The sequence below is a fragment of the Meridianimarinicoccus sp. MJW13 genome (assembly GCF_014901205.1).
Lineage (GTDB): Bacteria > Pseudomonadota > Alphaproteobacteria > Rhodobacterales > Rhodobacteraceae > Meridianimarinicoccus.
The window spans coordinates 38,972-56,915 of sequence record NZ_JACNMU010000005.1 but is presented as its reverse complement, the minus strand read 5'-3'; the positions used below and the strand labels follow the sequence as shown (position 1 = coordinate 56,915).

The 17,944-nt window shown below is 64.8% G+C and carries 15 protein-coding genes; 3 read left to right on the top strand and 12 right to left on the bottom strand.

Annotated features, from left to right (window positions below; genetic code table 11):
- Positions 1 to 42 precede the first annotated feature (42 nt).
- Positions 43 to 1,623, bottom strand: a complete 1,581-nt coding sequence (locus tag H8B03_RS10010; RefSeq protein WP_193141614.1) for an ABC transporter substrate-binding protein — start codon at positions 1,621 to 1,623, stop codon at positions 43 to 45.
- 181 nt (positions 1,624 to 1,804) lie between these two features.
- Here H8B03_RS10010 and H8B03_RS10005 point away from each other — a divergent pair, with 181 nt between their 5' ends.
- On the top strand, positions 1,805 to 2,716 hold the full coding sequence (locus tag H8B03_RS10005; protein ID WP_193141613.1) for a LysR family transcriptional regulator: 912 nt from the start codon (positions 1,805 to 1,807) through the stop codon (positions 2,714 to 2,716).
- Here the strand turns inward: H8B03_RS10005 and H8B03_RS10000 are convergent.
- The 7 genes from H8B03_RS10000 to H8B03_RS09970 form a co-directional block, all read right to left on the bottom strand.
- Positions 2,713 to 4,254, bottom strand: a complete 1,542-nt coding sequence (locus H8B03_RS10000) for a M81 family metallopeptidase (protein ID WP_193141612.1) — start codon at positions 4,252 to 4,254, stop codon at positions 2,713 to 2,715. The two genes, H8B03_RS10005 and H8B03_RS10000, sit on opposite strands and share 4 nt — an antisense overlap.
- 113 nt (positions 4,255 to 4,367) lie before the next feature.
- On the bottom strand, positions 4,368 to 6,422 hold the full coding sequence (locus H8B03_RS09995) for an ASKHA domain-containing protein (protein ID WP_193141611.1): 2,055 nt from the start codon (positions 6,420 to 6,422) through the stop codon (positions 4,368 to 4,370).
- Between the two features lie 390 nt (positions 6,423 to 6,812).
- Positions 6,813 to 7,310, bottom strand: coding sequence for a cupin domain-containing protein (locus H8B03_RS09990; RefSeq protein WP_193141610.1), 498 nt, complete (start codon positions 7,308 to 7,310; stop codon positions 6,813 to 6,815).
- A gap of 114 nt (positions 7,311 to 7,424) precedes the next feature.
- The gene (locus tag H8B03_RS09985) at positions 7,425 to 8,384 is read right to left on the bottom strand and encodes a methyltetrahydrofolate cobalamin methyltransferase (RefSeq protein WP_193141609.1); all 960 of its coding nucleotides are present in this window, start codon (positions 8,382 to 8,384) and stop codon (positions 7,425 to 7,427) included.
- Positions 8,381 to 9,055, bottom strand: coding sequence for an HAD family phosphatase (locus H8B03_RS09980; RefSeq protein WP_193141608.1), 675 nt, complete (start codon positions 9,053 to 9,055; stop codon positions 8,381 to 8,383). Before H8B03_RS09980 ends, H8B03_RS09985 begins: the two co-directional genes overlap by 4 nt.
- Positions 9,055 to 9,999 carry a methylenetetrahydrofolate reductase gene (locus H8B03_RS09975; RefSeq protein WP_193141607.1) on the bottom strand — a complete coding sequence of 315 codons (945 nt, stop codon included), beginning with the start codon at positions 9,997 to 9,999 and terminating at the stop codon, positions 9,055 to 9,057. Before H8B03_RS09975 ends, H8B03_RS09980 begins: the two co-directional genes overlap by 1 nt.
- A gap of 26 nt (positions 10,000 to 10,025) precedes the next feature.
- Positions 10,026 to 10,322 carry a virulence factor gene (locus H8B03_RS09970; RefSeq protein ID WP_193141606.1) on the bottom strand — a complete coding sequence of 99 codons (297 nt, stop codon included), beginning with the start codon at positions 10,320 to 10,322 and terminating at the stop codon, positions 10,026 to 10,028.
- Positions 10,323 to 10,498: 176 nt separating this feature from the next.
- Here H8B03_RS09970 and H8B03_RS09965 point away from each other — a divergent pair, with 176 nt between their 5' ends.
- Both H8B03_RS09965 and H8B03_RS09960 read left to right on the top strand, forming a co-directional pair.
- Entirely contained in the window at positions 10,499 to 11,617 is a 1,119-nt protein-coding gene (locus tag H8B03_RS09965) for a Ppx/GppA phosphatase family protein (RefSeq protein ID WP_193141605.1), read from the top strand.
- A gap of 12 nt (positions 11,618 to 11,629) precedes the next feature.
- Positions 11,630 to 12,352, top strand: coding sequence for an RlmE family RNA methyltransferase (locus tag H8B03_RS09960; RefSeq protein ID WP_193141604.1), 723 nt, complete (start codon positions 11,630 to 11,632; stop codon positions 12,350 to 12,352).
- A 571-nt stretch (positions 12,353 to 12,923) separates the two neighbouring features.
- Here H8B03_RS09960 and H8B03_RS09955 read toward each other — a convergent pair.
- The 4 genes from H8B03_RS09955 to H8B03_RS09940 all read right to left on the bottom strand — a co-directional run bounded on the left by H8B03_RS09955 (position 12,924) and on the right by H8B03_RS09940 (position 17,943).
- Positions 12,924 to 13,778, bottom strand: a complete 855-nt coding sequence (locus tag H8B03_RS09955) for a UDP-2,3-diacylglucosamine diphosphatase (RefSeq protein ID WP_193141603.1) — start codon at positions 13,776 to 13,778, stop codon at positions 12,924 to 12,926.
- A gap of 89 nt (positions 13,779 to 13,867) precedes the next feature.
- Positions 13,868 to 15,469, bottom strand: coding sequence for a PAS domain-containing hybrid sensor histidine kinase/response regulator (locus H8B03_RS09950; protein WP_193141602.1), 1,602 nt, complete (start codon positions 15,467 to 15,469; stop codon positions 13,868 to 13,870).
- Between the two features lie 103 nt (positions 15,470 to 15,572).
- On the bottom strand, positions 15,573 to 17,291 hold the full coding sequence (gene metG / locus H8B03_RS09945; RefSeq protein ID WP_193141601.1) for a methionine--tRNA ligase: 1,719 nt from the start codon (positions 17,289 to 17,291) through the stop codon (positions 15,573 to 15,575).
- 82 nt (positions 17,292 to 17,373) lie between these two features.
- Positions 17,374 to 17,943, bottom strand: a complete 570-nt coding sequence (locus H8B03_RS09940; RefSeq protein WP_193141600.1) for a YceI family protein — start codon at positions 17,941 to 17,943, stop codon at positions 17,374 to 17,376.
- Position 17,944 lies beyond the last annotated feature (1 nt).

The following is a 17,944-nucleotide window of genomic DNA, read 5'->3' as shown; positions in this document are numbered from 1 at the left end:
TGGGATCCGGGCCACCGTGCAGGCGGCCCGGATGCCGTGCGATTACTCTTTCACAACGCCTGTCGCGAGCGTGTATTCGTCGGTGCGCGCGATGTAGCTGAGGCCTTTCTTGGCCGCCCAGGTGTTGACCTGGAAGTGGGTCGGAATGATCGCCACGTTTTCGATCGCCCGCTCGGTTGCCTGCGCCAGAAGCTCCTGGCGTTTGGCGTCGTCAACGGTGCGCAGAGCTTCTTCGATAAGCGCATCGGTTTCCGCATCCGAATGTCGGCCACGGTTGGACGAACCAAAGCCCGCATCCTTGTCAAAGGTGTGGATCAGCGATTTCAGCGGCGAAGATGCTTCGCCGGACCCGGCACCCCAACCCACAAGGATGAAGCTGAATTCCGGCAGGCCTTCAGGCGAACCTTTTGAGGCGCGCCCGAAATACACGGAACGGGGCATCGTCTCGACCGCGGTCTTGATCCCGACGCGCGTCAGCATCTGGGCAATCGCCTCGGCGATCTTTGCGTCGTTGATATAGCGGTCGTTCGGTCCGTGGATGGTCAGTTCGAAACCGTCAGGGTACCCGGCTTCGGCCAGGAGCGCTTTCGCGCCGTCCGGATCGTAGGCCACCACGTCAAGATTGTCCGAGACGCCGAAGAACCCCTCGGGCAAAAGCTGACCGGCGGGAAGGGCGACACCCTCCATCACCCGATCGACGATGGCGTCACGGCTGATCGCCATGCTGATGGCCTTGCGGACGCGGACATCCATCAGCGGGTTCTTGATGTCTCCTCCGCCATTGGCCTTCACGAAGGGCGAGTTTTCGCGGAACTGATCCATGTGGAGATAGATCACGCGGTTCGAGACACCCTGGCTGAGCTGGATGTCGTCATTGCCCTTCAGGGTTGTGATATCGGTGGTCGGAACACCCGAAATCATGTCGACGTCACCGGCAAGAAGCGAAGCCACGCGGCTGGGGCCGGATGTAATCGGGCGGAACTCGACTTCGGACCAGATGGGTTGATCACCCCAGTAGTCGTCGTTGCGAACAAGAACGATGCTTTCGCCCGGTGTGTAGCTCTGGAACTTGAAAGGGCCGGTCCCGATGGCTGCGGTGCCCGCGTTGAAGTCCTCGGTCGTCGAGTCGCAGCCAACATCCGAGATCACAGGGATCGTCGAAATGTCGTTGCCCATCAGAGGGTAAGGTGCTGCCGTCTTGAAGTGCACGGTGTAGTCGTCGATCTTGATGACTTCCTTGCCCTTCAGATAGGTCCCATAGCCCGAGGGCGAATTCGGAACGTTGGGCGCGCGCGCCATGGTGCAGACCACGTCGTCAGCATTGAAGTCGCTGCCGTCATGGAACTTGACGCCTTCACGCAGTTTGAATTCCCAGGTCAGATCATCGACCGGCTTCCAGGAAACGGCCAGCCCCGGCGACAGGCGCTGCTTCTCGTCCTGGGCGATAAGGCGGTCAAAGATATGTACCGACATTGCATTGTTCGGGCCGAGGTTGTGGAAATGCGGATCCAGCGACGTCGGCTCGGAAGCGAGACCGATCGTCAGTTTCTCGGCCGATGTGGCACCGGCTCCGATGGCCAAAATGCCGAAAGCGACCGCAGTCGCTGCTGTGAGTTTCCTCATCAGAAAAAGACTCCCTGTTTGCCTGGCGCTTGCGAACTGCCGAATCTTTGTCCGGCACTGCGCCCTAGGTGCAAATGCTAGCTACCACAAAAATCATTGCCAATACTGATCTCTATGCAGTTATGCATAGATCAACCCATGTAGTTGGATGCGCGTCCACGCCTCAAGAGGATACCTCGACATGACGGAACACCGGCACAGGCTTCGCGAGTTTGAATCGCTGAGAGCCGTCATCACGACAGGCACCACCATCGGCGCAGCCCGGCGGCTCGGGATATCTCAGTCCGCCGTGAGCCGCTCCTTGTCCCAACTGGAGGCCAGGGTCGGCCGGTCACTTTTCCTGCGGCGGTCCGGGCGTATTGATCCGACGGACGAGGCGCTGAGGCTGAACGACAAGCTGGACCCCATCTTCGAGACACTTGCCGACATCGAAGGCGCGGAGTGGGCCACGCCCGATGACGCACCGTTGCGACTGATCGTGCCGCCAACCCTTGCCCACCACTTTATCATTTCCAGGGTCGCGAGCTTTCTGAAAAAGAATCCCGGCAAACAGCTTCAACTTGATATTCAGGCGACGGATGTGCTTGTGGCTGGCATCCTCGATCTGCGCTACGATCTTGGGCTGACCAGTGCCATGATCCAGCGGTCCGGGGTGCATCTTGTGCCCTGGCGCCGCAGCCAGGTCGTCTGTGCCATGCCGGTGGGGCACCCGCTTTCCGAAAAGCGGATTGTCACGCCCCAGGATCTGGAAGGCGTTGCCCTGGTTGAGTTCTTGCGACGCATGGGAACGCGGGCCATCACCGAGCAGATCTTCGCGCGCGCGGGCGTGCATCCCAAACAAGTCGCCGAGACGGCCACGAACATGGCGGCCCTCGAACTTGTGCGCGAAGGATTGGGAGTGACACTTATCAACCCGTTCCCGCTGTTGGCGTCGGGTCTGGAGGGCATTGTCGTCCGTCCCTTTGACGCCGCCATCTTCTATGACACCAGCTTTGTTCTTCCGTCGGGAAGACCCCCGTCACAGCTTGCCCGCCAATTCATGCAGTTTGTCAAATTGACGACGCCGAACGACAAGTATTCCGAGCCCGTCTAGCCAGGGGGAAGGGGCGACCATTCGGTATGCGCATCCATCGGATAATTGGGGCGTGGCAAATGCGCAAAGGGCCAGCGGTCGTGGACCGGAGAGGTCAAGCCCGACGTGTCGACCTCGTAAACCTGGCTAGGCGCGAACCAGCCGGAAAACCCGGCGCGGAAATGGCCCCGCGATTTTACGACAACCGTGCGGGCAGCGGCGATATCCAGGCCGAACATATGAAAGAAGACAGGATCTGCGGTCTGCGTACGATCGGTAATTACCACAGCCGTGACACCCCCAATGCGAAGCGCCGCAGATGGTCCCAAGGCCATTCTCCGATCGGCCGTCATGCCCCGTTCACCCACGACATCGCCGTCATGCAGCGCCAGGACTTCCGCGTCGGCTTCGAAAGGTGCGTCCCAACGCCCCCAGGCGGTGGTCGTGTCGCAAGACCGGTTGAAGCGCGCCCGGAACCGGTTGCCGACGCCCACGCGATGAGCCTCGAGCGCGAGTTCAGGGTCGCAGAAAGATCCAAACAAGCAGTCGTCCACACCCGCCTGGCAGAGCGCCGCCAACAACTCCGTCGTGCGACCACTGCCGCCGCCTCCGGGGTTGTCGCCGGCGTCCGAGAAGATCACCGGCGTTCGCCCATGTTCGGTCGCAATCGTCACCGCTGCACTTAGGGATGTCAGTCGCCGGACGAAGTCCTTGCGCAAAGACCAGGCCATATCCGCCAGTTCGACCGCCAGAGCCGCCGCACATTGGGCGTCTTCGCGCGCCGTTACGACGATGCTCAGCCCGTTGTCTGGCGTGTCCGAGAAAAGGAAATTGCCGAAGACAGAGACATTGAGGATCTCGCTTCGATACTCGGCCTGCCGACGTTGTCCATGATCGATCAGGGTGCCGTAAGGGTGTTCAGCGGTCAGAAGCGTGACCGAGGCGGGGACCAGCGGCAGCTTCACATGCGCAATCTTGGGCCGAACACCGGACGACAGAATACGACGAAGCGAAAAGGCAGCTTCCTCGCCGCGTTCGATCTGATCCACATGAGGGTTCGTGCGGTAGCCCACGATCAGGTCACAGGCATCGACCATGCGCTGCGAGATATTCGCGTGCAGATCAAGCGTCGCGATGATCGGAACTTCCGGGCCGACGACGGTTCGGATGCGCGACATCAACAATCCGTCCGGATCATCATCGTGTTCGGCGACCATGGCGCCGTGATTGCAGATGTACACCGCGTCCAAGGGTTCGGCTGCTCGCAACCTGTCTTCGCATGTTGCAACAATCTCTTCGATCACCGCCGCGCGCACCGGCCCCGCTGGGTGACTCGCCGCCAGAAGGCACGGCACGGGCGTCCAGTTTCCGGTTGCATCCATGGCGCGGACAAAGGCGGCGAACTCGGTCGCCAACTTCGGAGCGACCGACCTGGCCTCATCCATGAGATCTTCGCCAGTGAGCCAGGTCAGGGATACGAAATCGCTTTTTTTGGCGGGCGGCGCGAAGCGATTGGATTCAAGAATAGCACCAAGCAGAGCGATCCTGGGCCTTGCCATGAATATTGCCTCTCACAAATGGACGCGCCTTGAGCAGACAGGAAGATCTGTACAGGATCAACCCACCTTGCAACTTGCAGCGGCGTCGCCCTTGCGGACACGTGAGCCTTTTCTCAGCCGCGCCGCCGCCGTCTGCGGCGGCCGCCATCGCCTTCGCCGCCGCCGCCACCGGCCCCGAACCCGACGTCGGGTAGGGTCACGATCCGGCGCAATTCGGCGAATGGATCGGTGGCGTGGGGCAGGGCGTTGGCGTTGACGAAATGTTCCTGGAACTTCGGCGCGATGGCAGTTTCGACCTTGGTGATCCGGCGCACCGTTGCCTCGATCTCGTCCCGCGCGGCGCGGGAATGCAGGGCCATCCGCGCCCCGGTTCCGGCGGCATTGCCCGCCGATTGCACCTTGTCCAGCAGGCAGTCGGGGATCATGCCCAGCACCATCGCGTGCTTGGGCGAGATATGCGCGCCAAAGGCCCCGGCCAGCACCACCCGTTCGACATGGTCCACGCCCATCTCGTCCATCAACAGCCGCGCGCCAGCGTACAAAGCGGATTTCGCCAGCTGGATCGCGCGGATGTCGCCTTGCGTCACCGAGATCAGCGGCCCGCCCGTCGCCCGTGCATCATGCAGCACATAGGAATGGGTGCGCCCGTCGGGGATCAGCCGGTCGCTGCCCGCCGCCTCGGCCGAGCCGATCAGCCCTGAGGCATCCAGAAGACCGGCCATGCGCATTTCCGCAACCGCTTCGATGATGCCCGAGCCGCAGATGCCGGTGATGCCCGAGGCGGCGGTGGCCGCGTCGAAGGCGGGATCATCCGACCACAGGTCGCTGCCGATGACGCGGAACCGGGGGATCCTGGTGACCGGGTCGATCTCGACCCGTTCGATGGCGCCCGGGGCGGCGCGCTGTCCGGCGCTGATCTGGGCACCTTCGAAGGCCGGACCGGTGGGCGAGGAACAGGCCAGCACTTGTTCGCGATTGCCCAGCAGGATCTCGGCATTGGTGCCCACGTCCACCACCAGAACCAGATCGTCGGAGCGGTCCGGCGCTTCGGCCAGCGCCACGGCGGCGGCATCGGCACCCACATGGCCCGCGATGCAAGGCAGCACGTACAGGCGGGCGCTGGCGCCGGTGTTGGTCAGCCCCAGATCCCGCGTCGACAGCCGCAGCGCATCGGAGGTCGCCAGCGCGAAGGGCGCCTGACCCAGTTCCAGCGGGTCGATCCCCAACGCCAGGTGGTGCATGACCGGGTTGCAGACCAGCACCATCTCGAAGATCAGCCGCGTCTCGATCCCGGCCTGGCCTGCCAGATCGGCCAGCAGATCGTTCAGGGCGGTGCGCACCACGGCGGTCATCTCGCGGTCGCCGCCGGGGTTCATCATGCCATAGGACACGCGGCTCATCAGGTCTTCGCCAAAGCGGATCTGCGGGTTCATGATCCCGCCCGAAGCCAGCACCGCGCCCGACGCCAGATCGCACAGATGCGCGGCAATGGTGGTAGAGCCAAGATCGACCGCCACACCGTACAGCCCGCCGTCGTGCAGGCCGGGCCAGAGATCCAGCAGCACCGGCGCGCCGTGGCCGTCGTCATAAACCGCCACCGAAACCTGCCAGCCGCCCTTGCGCAGCGCCGGTTGCAGGCGGGCCAGTACCGACAGACCGGCGGTCAGACCGGCAACACCCCATTGCACCTGCAGCGCCCTTGCCAGCCGTTCGAAATCGCCCGTGGGCTCGTGCATGTCGGGTTCTTCGACCTCGACCACGTACAGGCGGGTGACCGGGTCCATTTTCATCACCCGGTCCGAGGCCGCCTTGCGCACGATCTGGCGGTGGACCTGGCTTTCCGGGGGCACGTCGATGACCACATCGCCGGTGATCTGCGCCTGACAGCCCAGCCGCCGCCCGTCGATCAGCCCGCGCTTGGACTTGTAGCGTTCTTCGACCGCGTTCCAGCCCGACAGGGCTTCGGTTCCCACATGGATGCCATGCTTGGGGAAGTCTCCGAAGGCCGGGGTGATCTGGCAGCGCGAGCAGATGCCGCGCCCGCCACAGACAGAATCCAGATCGACGCCCAACTGGCGCGCGGCGGTCAGCACCGGGGTGCCGGGCGCAAAGCGCCCGCGTTTGCCCGAGGGCAGGAAAACGACAAGGGGATCTTTCGGCGCGGTCACGGGATGTCCTCTGGTTTGGCTTGTCGCACGGGGTGCGGGCGGTCAGACTGACGCCCTTTCGAACGTTCATGCAAGCTGAAGGGGCATGACCCATGCCTGACACCGACCTTCTCGAACCGTCTGCGACGCGTCAGGTGCTTTCCTTCGGCCGCCTGCGCATTCCAGGGTCATGAAGGCGGCGCTGCGGCAGTGTGCTGATGCTGTCCCCGCGAGAAGACCGCCGGTGAGGTGCTGGTGCCCTGGACCGGCGGCACCTGTGGCGCAGGGGGTGCGGCACGCAATGACAGCGACACCCGGTGGTTGTCCATTATGCCCCAGAAATGGCCCGCATCCCCGTGGGATCGGCCAATTTTCTGACCGAACTGTGGCATCTCACCGGCTGAGCGTGGACTATTGCAGCGTCGTGTCGGCGCTGTAGTCCTCCGACAGGGCATCCATCAGGTCCAGCTGGCGGGCCTGCACGGCGGCCACGGCGGGGGCCTTGGGTGCGGCATCCATCAGGAACTGATACTCGATCTCGCTGAAGCTGTTGGCCGGGAAAGTATAGAGGATCTGCGCATCTTCGGTATCGGCGAACATGCCGTGAATGGCGCCACCGGGGATGAAGATGGCGGTGCCGGGGGTCAGCTCGTGCGCGACACCGTCCACCATGATCCGCGCCCGGCCCGACAGGCCGAAATAGGTTTCGGGATGGGCATGGCGGTGCAGCGCCAGACAGTCGCCGGCGCGCAAATGCGCGACGCCGCAGGTCAGGCCGGAGGTCTCGGTGCGGTCGGCGGTGAACAGGGTCTGCCAGCGCACGTTGCCATAGTCCGGGTCCGAGAAACTCTCCATCGGAAGCTCTGCGCAGTGCAGGATTGTGGCCTGTGACCCGATATCTTTCGCCATGCTGCGCCTCCCGTCGCTACTGGTCCCGATAGACGCGGGATGCCGAAACGCGGCGGCCATGTCGCCTTTGAAAGCGGCATGGCGCGGGTCGTTTTCAGACCGGGGCGCGCAGGCTCAGGCCCGGCGGCGGCGACGTCCGCCGCGTCCGCCGCTGGCGGCCTGGGAGGCTTGCGAGGCTTCGGCGAACGGTGTGCCGTCGCGGGTGGCTTCCAGCACGCGGGCAAAGCGGATCCATTCGCTGCCGTTTGGATCGTGGTTCATCAGGAAGTTGGCGGCGCGGATCGCCTCCATCTCGACCGGGCGGACGGGGTTCATGATGGCGCTGGTCATGCCCGCGCCGATGGCCATGGGCAGGAAGGCGGCGTTGATGCCGTGGCGGTTGGGCAGCCCGAAAGAGATGTTCGAGGCCCCGCAGGTGGTGTTGACCCCCAGTTCCTCGCGCAGCTTGCGCACCAGCGTGAACACCTGCTGCCCGGCACTGCCCATGGCGCCCACCGGCATCACCAGCGGATCGACCACGATGTCATGGGCCGGGATGCCGAAATCGGCGGCGCGCTCGACGATCTTCTTCGCCACCGCGAATCGCACCTCGGGATCTTCCGAAATGCCGGTGTCGTCGTTCGAGATCGCCACCACCGGCACGTTGTATTTCTTGACCAGCGGCAGCACCAGTTCCAGCCGGTCTTCCTCGCCCGTCACCGAGTTCAGCAGCGGGCGGCCCTTGGCGGCGGCCAGCCCGGCCTCAAGAGCGGCGGGAACCGAACTGTCGATGCACAGGGGGACGTCGACCAAGCCCTGCACCAGTTCGATCACGGCGGTCATCAGCGGCGGTTCGGTCTCGTTCGGGTTGGGGTTGGAATTGTAGACAACGCCCGCGTTGATATCCAGAACCATCGCCCCGCAGGCCACCTGTTCCAGCGCGTCCCGCTCGACGGTCGAAAAATCGCCTGCTTCCAGTTCGGCGGCCAGCTTCTTGCGGCCGGTCGGGTTGATGCGTTCCCCGATGACGCAGAACGGCTCGTCAAAGCCGATGGTGACGGTCTTGGTCTGGGACTCGACAACGGTGCGGGTCATGGGCGGGCTCCTGTAAGGCGGTCGAGCATGGGGCCGAGCGCGGGGGCAGTGAAATCCTTGATGGTCATCGCCGCACCCGCATCGCGCAGGCTGTCGGCATCCAGCGAGCTTTCCAGCCCGACGGTGTAGGCACCCGAAGCCGCAGCAGAGTGTACGCCCGAAGGGCTGTCTTCGAAGGCAATGCAGCGGGCGGGATCGGCGTTCAGCGCTGCCATGGCGGCCAGATAGGGGTCGGGATGCGGTTTGCCCCGATCACATTCGTCGCCGATGACAAGGGTGTCGAAGGCGTCGGCCAGGCCGATGGCGGCCAGCATGACCTCGGCGTTGATGCGCGGGGCGTTGGTGACCACGGCAAGGCCCAGCCCATCGGCACGGGCGCGGGCCAGCAGGGGTTCGACCCCGGCGGTGGCGGGGGCCGCGCCGCCCAGCCGGTCGCGGAAGGCCGCTTCCTTGTCCCATGACAGTTGCGCGGCATCTTCGTCGGGGAAGAACTCGGTGAAGATATCCTCGTTCAGACGGCCGTGCATGTGGCGCAGGTAATAGGCGTCGTCGATGGCGACGCCACGGGCGGCAAACAGGTCGATGAAGATCTGCGCGTGCAACGGATCAGAGTGCAGCAAGGTGCCGTCCAGATCGAACAGCAGCGCGGCAGTCTGGACGGGCGATGGCATCAGGCGGCGGCGATCGCGGCAGGTTGGCCCGACGCACCGCCATGGGCGCGGGTCCACTCACAGGTGGTCTTGATGCCGCCCAGCGGAAAGAAATGCACCCGCGCGATGGAGAAGTCCGGATGCGCGGCCTTGTGGGCCGCGAGATCCGACAGGAAGTCGATGGGTTCGAACGGCAGCACCAGCTTGGTCACATCACGGGCGCGGCGTTGCAGCACCCGCAGCGAGGGGCCGACGCCGCAGGTGATGGCGAACTTGATCATGGTCTGCAGCTTGGCGGGGCCGGCCACGCCGATGTGGATCGGCAGGTCGATGCCTTCGGCGGCCAGCCGGTCGGCCCAGGCGATGACCGGCGCGGCCTCGAAGCAGAACTGGGTGGCGATGGCCATTTTCGCATCAGTGCGCGCCGCGAACGCCTGTTTCCAGCGCAGCGCCTCCATCACCATCTTGTCGCCACCGTCGGGATCGATGTCGCGGCTGCCCTCGGGATGGCCCGCCACGTGCAGGCGTTTGAACCCGGCCTTGTCGAACAGCCCGGTCTCCATCAGTTGCATCGAGCTATGGAAGTCGCCCTTCGGCGCGGCCACGCCACCGGCCAGCAGCAGTGCCTGATCGACCCCGGCCTCGCCCTGATAGCGGGCGATCCAGTCTCCCAGCGTGGCCTTGTCGCGGATGATCCGGGCCGGGAAATGCGGCATCACGGCAAAGCCGTCGCGTGCCAGACGGGCGGCGGTGGCGACCATGTCCTCGATCGGGGTGCCGTCGATATGGGCGATGTAGACGCGGGTGCCGGCGGGCAGCAGGGCGCGGAAATCCTCGACCTTCTCGGCGGTGCGCGGCATCACCTCGATCGAGAACCCGTCCATCAGGGCCTCAAGCTGGCCCGATGTGCGCGGCGCCTGGGCCACAGAGGCGGTGGTCCGAGGTTTGAAGTTCAGAAGCGCCATGGCTTTCTCCCAGATGGTCCTTGGGCTCATGCCCAGCCGTGGTTGTCGATCAGCGCCTTCAGGCGCGCGGTATCAAATTCGGCATCCAGCGCCGCGGCAGTGGTGTCGGCGGCGGTGGTGTCATCGCCGTCGACCGGGATCGGGTCGGCCTTGCGCCATTGCGCAAGGTAGTCGTCGGTGCCCGCCATGCCGGCCTTCATCGCGGCCCGGTCGATGGCCTGTTCGAAGCGTTCGGGCAGGGCGCGTTTCACCCCGCGCCGTCCGCGCCCCACGATGACCTGCGCCGGGATATCGCGCCAGTAAACGATGATCACATCTGCCATGAACGACACCAATTGAACCTGTCCCAGCGGTAACAGGTCGCCTGTCCGCGCCAAGGTCGGATTTCGACACCGCGGCCGTATTCCGCGACCTTGTTCGCTGCCGCGGACGATCATGCGCGCTTGCGTCGCAGAAGTGTCACGCTTAAGTTGGCCTCAACTAGCGATGGAGGGCGCAGATGACGCCCAGGCGTTCCAGGCGCGCGGCGGCGATCCCGAAAACGGTCGAGCCCGCCGGTGCGTCTCCCGTTTCCAGAGAGCCTTACGCGGCGCTCGATCTGGGAACGAACAGTTGTCGTATGCTGATCGCCCGCGCTGAGGGCGACCAGTTGCGCGTGATCGACAGCTTTTCCAAGGCTGTCCAGTTGGGGGCCGGGTTGGAAGCATCCGGTGCCCTTTCTCGCATATCTGTGAAACGCACGGTGCAGGCGCTGCGCGTCTGCCGCCGCAAGCTGGAACAGCATGGCGTCACCCGGATGCGGCTGGTGGCGACCGAAGCCTGCCGCCGTGCCCGCAATGGCAATGCCTTTATCAACCAGGTCCGGCGCGAAACCGGGCTGACGCTGGATGTCATCACGCCCGAGGAAGAAGCCCGCCTTGCGGTCGTCAGTTGCGGCCCGCTGGTGCAGGAAACGTCGGAACAATTGCTGGTGGTGGACATCGGCGGCGGCTCGACCGAACTGGTCTGGATCGACCTGTCGGCGGTACCGACCGGGGGGCGGTCGGCGGCGATCATGGCGATGCACAAACAGTCGTTTGCCGATCTCGGCAACGGGGTGCGGGTGGTGGACTGGATCTCGGTGCCGCTGGGGGTGGCGACGCTGCGCGACAAGTTCTCGGATGTTGAGGACGATGCCGGGGCCTTTGCGCTGATGAGCTGGTTCTTCGAGGAGCATCTGGCAGACTTCGCGCCCTACACCAAGGATCACACCCGCGCCGGATTCCAGATTGTCGGCACCTCGGGCACGGTGACCACGGTGGCGGCCTCGCATCTGGGGCTGCGCCGCTATGACCGGTCGCTGGTGGATGGGCTGGTGCTGAGTTCCGACCAGATCGACGCGGTGATCCACGACTACCTGCGGCTGGGCCCGGACGGGCGGCGCAGCGATCCGCGCATCGGGCGCGACCGGCACACGCTGATCATGCCCGGTGCGGCGATCCTGCAGGCGCTGATGCGGCTGTGGCCGACCGACCGGCTGTCGGTGGCGGATCGGGGTTTGCGCGAAGGGCTGCTTTACGCACAGATGAGCGCGGACGGGCTGTTTTCGCCCAAAGGCCACGAAAAGGCCAAAGGCTGAGAGGCAAGACCAATGGCTAAGAATACAAGCGGGCGCGGCATGCGCGACTTGCGGGTGCGGGTCAAGACGGCGCGGGGGCGCAAGCTGTCCTCGACGCGCTGGCTGGAGCGGCAGTTGAACGACCCTTACGTCCAGCGGGCCAAGGCTGAGGGCTATCGCGGGCGGGCGGCGTTCAAGATCCTGGAACTGGACGACAAGTACCGCTTCCTCGTGCCCGGCGCGCGCGTCGTTGATCTGGGCTGTGCGCCGGGCGGCTGGTGCCAGGTCGCGGTGCGGCGGGTCAACTCTCTGGGCGAGAAACAGGGCAAGAAAGTGGGCCGGGTCATCGGCCTGGACCTGCAGGAGGTCGAACCGATCCCCGGGGCCGAAATCCACGTGCTGGACTTCCTGGCCGATGGCGCCGACGAACTGGTCAAGGAATGGCTGGGCGGGCCTGCAGATGTGGTCATGTCGGACATGGCGGCGGCCAGTTCCGGCCACAAGCAGACCGACCATTTGCGCATCGTGGCCCTGTGCGAGGCTGCCGCCCAACTGGCTTTCGACGTGCTGGAAGAAGGCGGTACCTTCGTCGCCAAGGTGCTGGCTGGCGGTGCCGAAAGCGAGCTTCAGTCCCTGCTGAAAAAGCGTTTCACCAAGGTTGCCAACGTGAAGCCGCCCGCGTCGCGGTCCGACAGTTCCGAAAAGTTCGTGGTGGCCACCGGGTACAAGGGGCGGTCCCCTTCTGAAGCCGACTAGGGCGATTGCCCCCAGCGACGGGCAGACCGGGAAGATCGGGGCAGGGCTTGCCAGATCCGCGATTTTCGCTGAATAGCGCCGGTGTCTGACATCACCTGGCCTGCGTTTGCCCCGCGCCTTTGCACGGGTCGGACCATGATGTGCCGACGTGCACTGCAGAGGTTACGACGAAGGATATATCGATCGGTGGGAATTTTTCCCGCCACCGCATGGCCGCGAAACGGAGGATGCACGCAAGCCGTCCCGCCGGTGTCACGCGCCAGACCGGCGAGAACCTGCGTTGGATCGGCGCGGGGCGGTGACCTCCGACACCCAACCGCCGGGGGGGCGTCCAGATCGGCGATCAACGGGTCGCGGCCCGGAAGACCCTGCTTGCTGTCCCACCAACGCCACAGGCACGGGCAACAGATCCACCATGTCGGCTACTGGGCATAGCCCAGACCCTGACACAGTTTCGAAAACACCCGTTCACGCAATCCGTTGCGGCTGAGTGCGGAATTCCGGTGAACGGCGTCGCCCAACTGCCCGCAGGCGAGATCGGTTTACGTCATGGGATGCCAATCGTGTCCGCTCAGGCGGCGGGTTCGGAGTCTTCGGTCTTTTCATGGGGCGCCGCGCCGCGTTCTGTGGCCTTGGCCTTCAACTTGCGGCGATGGTTGGCCTGTCGGGTCTTGCGGGCCCAGTCGATCAGCTTCAGCGTGCCGTCAGGACGCTCGACGATGGCGGTGCAGCTTTCGACCCAGTCGCCGCAGTTGAGGTACTCCACGCCGCCGACCTGGGTCAGTTCGGCCTTGTGGATATGGCCGCAGATGATCCCGTCATAGCCGCCGCGCACGGCTTCATCCGCCAGCACGGACTCGTATTCGCCGATGAAGTTCACCGCGCGTTTGACGGTCTGCTTGGCCCAGTTGGACAACGACCAGTACTGCCCGCCCCACAGCCGCCGCACCCGGTTGAGCCACGTATTGGCCCCCAGCACGAACTTGTAGGCGCGGTCGCCCAGATGGGCGAGCCACTTGGCGTTCACCACCACCACGTCGTACTGGTCGCCATGGGTCACCAGAAAGCGGCGCCCGTCAGCGGTCAGATGCTCATGGGTGATCTTGACTTCGATGCCGCCGAAATGGGTGCCGACATAGTTGCGCATGATCTCGTCATGGTTGCCGGGGATATAGGTGATGGGCACGCCGGCATGGGCCTTGGCCAGCAGCGCCTCGATGACGTTGTTGTGGGACTGCGGCCAGTGCCAGCCGCGCCGCAACCGCCAGCCGTCGAAGATGTCACCGACCAGCACGATCCGGTCGGCGTCGTGACGGCGCAGGAAATCCAGCAGCATGTCGGCCTGGCAGCCCCGCGTCCCGAGGTGGATGTCGGACAGGAACAGGGTGCGATACCGCGGCCGGCGGGAGGGGACATCGGGCGTCATGGGTCAAGCCCTTACGCCAAGGATCGTGAAGCAACCATGATAAAAAGGGTGACGCAGGCGACTCGGCGGCGAACGGCGGGCGGGGGGCGTCAGGCGTGCTTGACGGACCTGCGCGCACCAGTGGGGTGGTTGCGGGAATAGCGCGACAACAGTGCCTCCAGCCTTGTGCGTTCGAAGGGCTTGGGCAGGAAGGCATCCATCCCGGCGCTGAGATAGCTGTTCTGGTCGCGCACATGCGCCGAACAGCCGATGATCGGCACCTCGCCGATGGGACCGGCATCGCGGATTTCCTTGGTCGCCTTGATGCCGTCCATATGCGGCATCATCACGTCCATGATCACCAGATCGAACTTCTTGCGCTTGACCGCGTTGACCGCGTGCACGCCGTTCTCGGCGATGGTGACCCGGTGGCCCAACTCGGTCAGCAGATCCTGCATCAGAGCGCGGCTCATGTCGTTGTCCTCGGCCACCAGGATATCCAGCCCGGCGGGGCGCGGTTCGGGATCGACGATGATCGGGGCCTTCTCGGTCGCCTCTGCGGCCTTGTCGGCGCATTCATAGCCCACGTCGAGTTCGAAGAAGAAGGTCGAGCCTTCGCCGGGCCGCGATTGCACGCCGACCTTGGCTTCCATCGCGGTGGCGATCTCGTGGCAGATCGACAGGCCCAGCCCCCAGCCGGTGGAGGTGTTGGAAAACCCCGAGCCGACCTGCACGAAGGGGCGGAACAATTGCGCCAGCTCATCTTGGGTCATGCCGGGGCCGGTGTCGTCCACCTCGAAGCGGATGGTCATGCGGTCGCCATCGCGGGCGACCTCTTCCACGGACAGGGTGATGCGGCCTTCGCGGGTGTATTTCACCGCGTTGGCCAGATAGTTGTTCAGCACCTGCTGGATGCGCGAGCGGTCCGAGATGATCTTGGCGGGCAGGCCCTGATCCTTGGCGATCCGCATCCGCAGACCCTTTTCGGTGGCGCCGGTCTGCCACCAGTCGGCGATCTGCTCCAGAAAACAGTCCAGATCAAAGGTTTCCCGCGCGATCTTCAACTGACCGGTCTCGATCTGGCTGAGGTCAAGCAGATCGTTGAGCATTTTCATCAGGGTGCTGCCCGCGCTCTGGATCGCGTCCACATGGCTTTGGCGGCGTTCGTCCAGCCCCGACATCTTCAGCAGTTGCGTGAAGCCAAGGATGGCATTCATCGGGGTGCGGATCTCGTGGCTCATGGCGGCCAGAAAGCGGGACTTGGCCTTGCTGGCCTCTTCGGCCTCGGCGATGGCGGCGCGCAGGGCGGCCTGGGTCGCGCGGGCTTCCGAGTTGTCGTACATCACCGCAAGCGCCCGCTTGATGCGGCCATCGGTGCCCATATGCGCCTTGGCCGACAGGACCACCGGCAAGGCGGTGCCATCCTTGCGCCGGAATTCATACTCGGCCCCGTCCATGGTGCCGCGGGTGCGGAATTCCTGTTCCACCTGCACCAGCGCCTTGGCCTGGCTGTCCGGCGTCAGGAAGTCGAACGAGGGTTGGCCGATCATCTCGTCGGCGGCATAGCCCAGGGCCTCGGCCATGAACTCGCTGACCCGCACGACGCGCCAGTCGGCGTCGACGGAAATCATGTAGATGGGCGCCTGATCGAAGAATGCGTCGAAGGCCGCGTCGGTATTGCCGGTCCACTGGTTCAACAAGACACGCTTCATATCAACTCCCGCACCGGCGACGGTTGCTGTCCGCAAACGGACCTGTCGCGCCCGCTACTATGCCGGGACTGCGGCAAGTTGTCCAGAAGCTGCCGGCCCGACCTTAGTCGCGCACCCCCGAAAACCGCGATTGCCAGTCCTCGCGATCCTCGTCGGCGATCTTGGCGAACAGGACCTCGGGCACGGTGAAGGCATGGCCGGGCTGCATCCGGTCCAGCGCCTTGCGCACGTCCTCGGGCCAGGGGCTGTCGCCCAGGGCCATGGCCTCGGTCAGCTTGGCGCTGGCATCGGGGATAAAGGGGGCCGACAAGGCCGCGTAGAGCCCGATCAGGTTCAGCGCCAGACGGACCACAGCGGCGGCGGCCTCGGGGTCGGTCTTGAACTGCGCCCAGGGGGCGGCGTCCTGCAGGTATTCGTTGCCCAGCACCCAGATCGCCCGCAGCTCGGCGGCGGCCTTGCGGATCTCGATGGCGTCCATGTGATCCTGATAGGCAGCGACACGGGTTTCCAGCGCCGCGATCAGCGCCGCTTCGCGGTCGCCATAGGTGCCGCCAGCAGGCACTTCCTCGCCGAATTTCGACCGGCAGAACTTGGTGATCCGGCTGACAAAATTGCCCAGGACGTCGGCCAGATCCTTGTTCACGCTGGTCTGGAAATTTTCCCAGGTGAACTCGCTGTCGGAGTTTTCCGGCGCATGGCTGAGCAGCCACCAGCGCCAATAGTCGCTGGGCAGGATGTCCAGTGCCTGATCCATGAACACGCCGCGCCCCTGGCTGGTCGAGAACTGACCACCATCGTAGTTCAGGTAGTTGAAGGACTTGATGTAATCCACCAGCTTCCAAGGATCGCCCGAGCCCTTGATCGTCGCCGGGAAGCTCAGGGTGTGGAACGGCACGTTGTCCTTGCCCATGAACTGCACATAGCGCACGTCGTCGGCGCCCTTGTCGGTGCGCCACCAGCGTTCCCAGTCGGCCTCGGTCTTGCCGTTGGCCTCGGCCCATTCTGCGCTGGCCGCAATGTATTCGATGGGGGCATCGAACCAGACGTAGAAGACCTTGCCTTCCATGCCGGGCCAGTCGGCCTCGCCACGTTTGACCGGCACGCCCCAGTCCAGATCGCGGGTGATGCCGCGATCCTGCAGACCGTCGCCGTCATGCAGCCATTTCTTGGCGATCGAGGTGGTCAGCACCGGCCAGTCGGTCTTGGAGGAGATCCAGGCGTCCAGATCATCCTTCAGGGCGGACTGGCGCAGATACAGGTGCTTGGTCTCGCGCACTTCCAGATCGGTCGAGCCGGAGATGGCCGAGCGCGGGTCGATCAGGTCGGTGGGATCGAGCTGCTTGGTGCAGTTCTCGCACTGGTCGCCACGGGCCTTGTCATAGCCGCAATTGGGGCAGGTGCCTTCGATATAGCGATCGGGCAGGAAGCGGCCATCGGCATGGGAATAGACCTGACGCTCGCTGACTTCCTCGATCAGCCCGTTGTCGGCCAGACGGCCCGCGAAATACTGGGTCAGCTTGTGGTTCTGCGGGCTGGAGGAGCGCCCGAAATGGTCAAAGGACAGGCGGAAGCCTTCGGCCAACGCCGATTGGGTCTTGTGCATCGCGGCGCAGTATTCGGCCACCGGCTGGCCGGCCTTTGCGGCGGCCAGTTCGGCGGGGGTGCCGTGTTCGTCGGTGGCGCAGAGGAACATGACCTCGTTGCCGCGGGCGCGTTGGTAACGGGCGTAAAGATCGGCCGGCAGCTGGCTGCCCACCAGATTGCCCAGATGCTTGATCCCGTTGATATAGGGGATCGCCGAAGTGATCAGAATTCGTGCCATTGGTCGCTGTCCCATCTGCTGCCGTTGCCCGACCGCGCCCGTGTAACGCAGCTTTGCGGCAAGGGCCAGATGGCGCAGAGGGTCAGGGCGCCTCGATCCGCGCGAGGATGCGCAACCCGACCACATCGCCCACCAGATCGCTGTAGCCCGAGGCGCCGAAATCGCTGCGCCGGATCTGGCCGGTCAGCAGCACCGACAGGCGGCTCAGGTCGCCGGCGTTGGTGCCGCGCTGGCGATAGATCTGCGCATCCAGCACCAGCGGGCGGGTGACCCCGCGCAGGGTGACATCGCCAGTGATCCGCGCGCCGCCCGCAAGGGCCGTGACCCTGCGCGAGACGAAGCGGATGAGCGGAAAGCGGGCGGTGTCCAACACCTGCGGCGATTTCAGCGCCTGCGTGACGAAGCCGACGCTGGTGCGGCTGCGGGCAGCATCCAGTTCCACCACCGCGCGCGAATTCGCGACCCGGTCGAAGTCCAGCCGCAGATCGGCGCGGACCACCGGCATGGTGCCGGTGCCGGGGGTTCCGCCCAGCGAGTAGGTGAATTCCACCGTCGAGCTGGAAGTATCCAGCGCATAGTCGCGCGGCTCGGCCAGCAGCGGACCAAGGGGCAGCAGGATCAGCAGACCAAGAAGGCGGGCCAGTCGGGACATG

What these genes read in the sequence shown, in the direction of transcription:
- H8B03_RS09940 (WP_193141600.1), bottom strand. Translation starts at nt 17,943, where the DNA reads ATGTCCCGACTGGCCCGCCTTCTTGGTCTGCTGATCCTGCTGCCCCTT.
- H8B03_RS10010 (WP_193141614.1), bottom strand. Translation starts at nt 1,623, where the DNA reads ATGAGGAAACTCACAGCAGCGACTGCGGTCGCTTTCGGCATTTTGGCC.
- H8B03_RS09990 (WP_193141610.1), bottom strand. Translation starts at nt 7,310, where the DNA reads ATGGCGAAAGATATCGGGTCACAGGCCACAATCCTGCACTGCGCAGAG.
- metG (WP_193141601.1), bottom strand. Translation starts at nt 17,291, where the DNA reads ATGGCACGAATTCTGATCACTTCGGCGATCCCCTATATCAACGGGATC.
- H8B03_RS09965 (WP_193141605.1), top strand. Translation starts at nt 10,499, where the DNA reads ATGACGCCCAGGCGTTCCAGGCGCGCGGCGGCGATCCCGAAAACGGTC.
- H8B03_RS09960 (WP_193141604.1), top strand. Translation starts at nt 11,630, where the DNA reads ATGGCTAAGAATACAAGCGGGCGCGGCATGCGCGACTTGCGGGTGCGG.
- H8B03_RS09955 (WP_193141603.1), bottom strand. Translation starts at nt 13,778, where the DNA reads ATGACGCCCGATGTCCCCTCCCGCCGGCCGCGGTATCGCACCCTGTTC.
- H8B03_RS09970 (WP_193141606.1), bottom strand. Translation starts at nt 10,322, where the DNA reads ATGGCAGATGTGATCATCGTTTACTGGCGCGATATCCCGGCGCAGGTC.
- H8B03_RS09980 (WP_193141608.1), bottom strand. Translation starts at nt 9,055, where the DNA reads ATGCCATCGCCCGTCCAGACTGCCGCGCTGCTGTTCGATCTGGACGGC.
- H8B03_RS10000 (WP_193141612.1), bottom strand. Translation starts at nt 4,254, where the DNA reads ATGGCAAGGCCCAGGATCGCTCTGCTTGGTGCTATTCTTGAATCCAAT.
- H8B03_RS09975 (WP_193141607.1), bottom strand. Translation starts at nt 9,999, where the DNA reads ATGGCGCTTCTGAACTTCAAACCTCGGACCACCGCCTCTGTGGCCCAG.
- H8B03_RS09985 (WP_193141609.1), bottom strand. Translation starts at nt 8,384, where the DNA reads ATGACCCGCACCGTTGTCGAGTCCCAGACCAAGACCGTCACCATCGGC.
- H8B03_RS10005 (WP_193141613.1), top strand. Translation starts at nt 1,805, where the DNA reads ATGACGGAACACCGGCACAGGCTTCGCGAGTTTGAATCGCTGAGAGCC.
- H8B03_RS09950 (WP_193141602.1), bottom strand. Translation starts at nt 15,469, where the DNA reads ATGAAGCGTGTCTTGTTGAACCAGTGGACCGGCAATACCGACGCGGCC.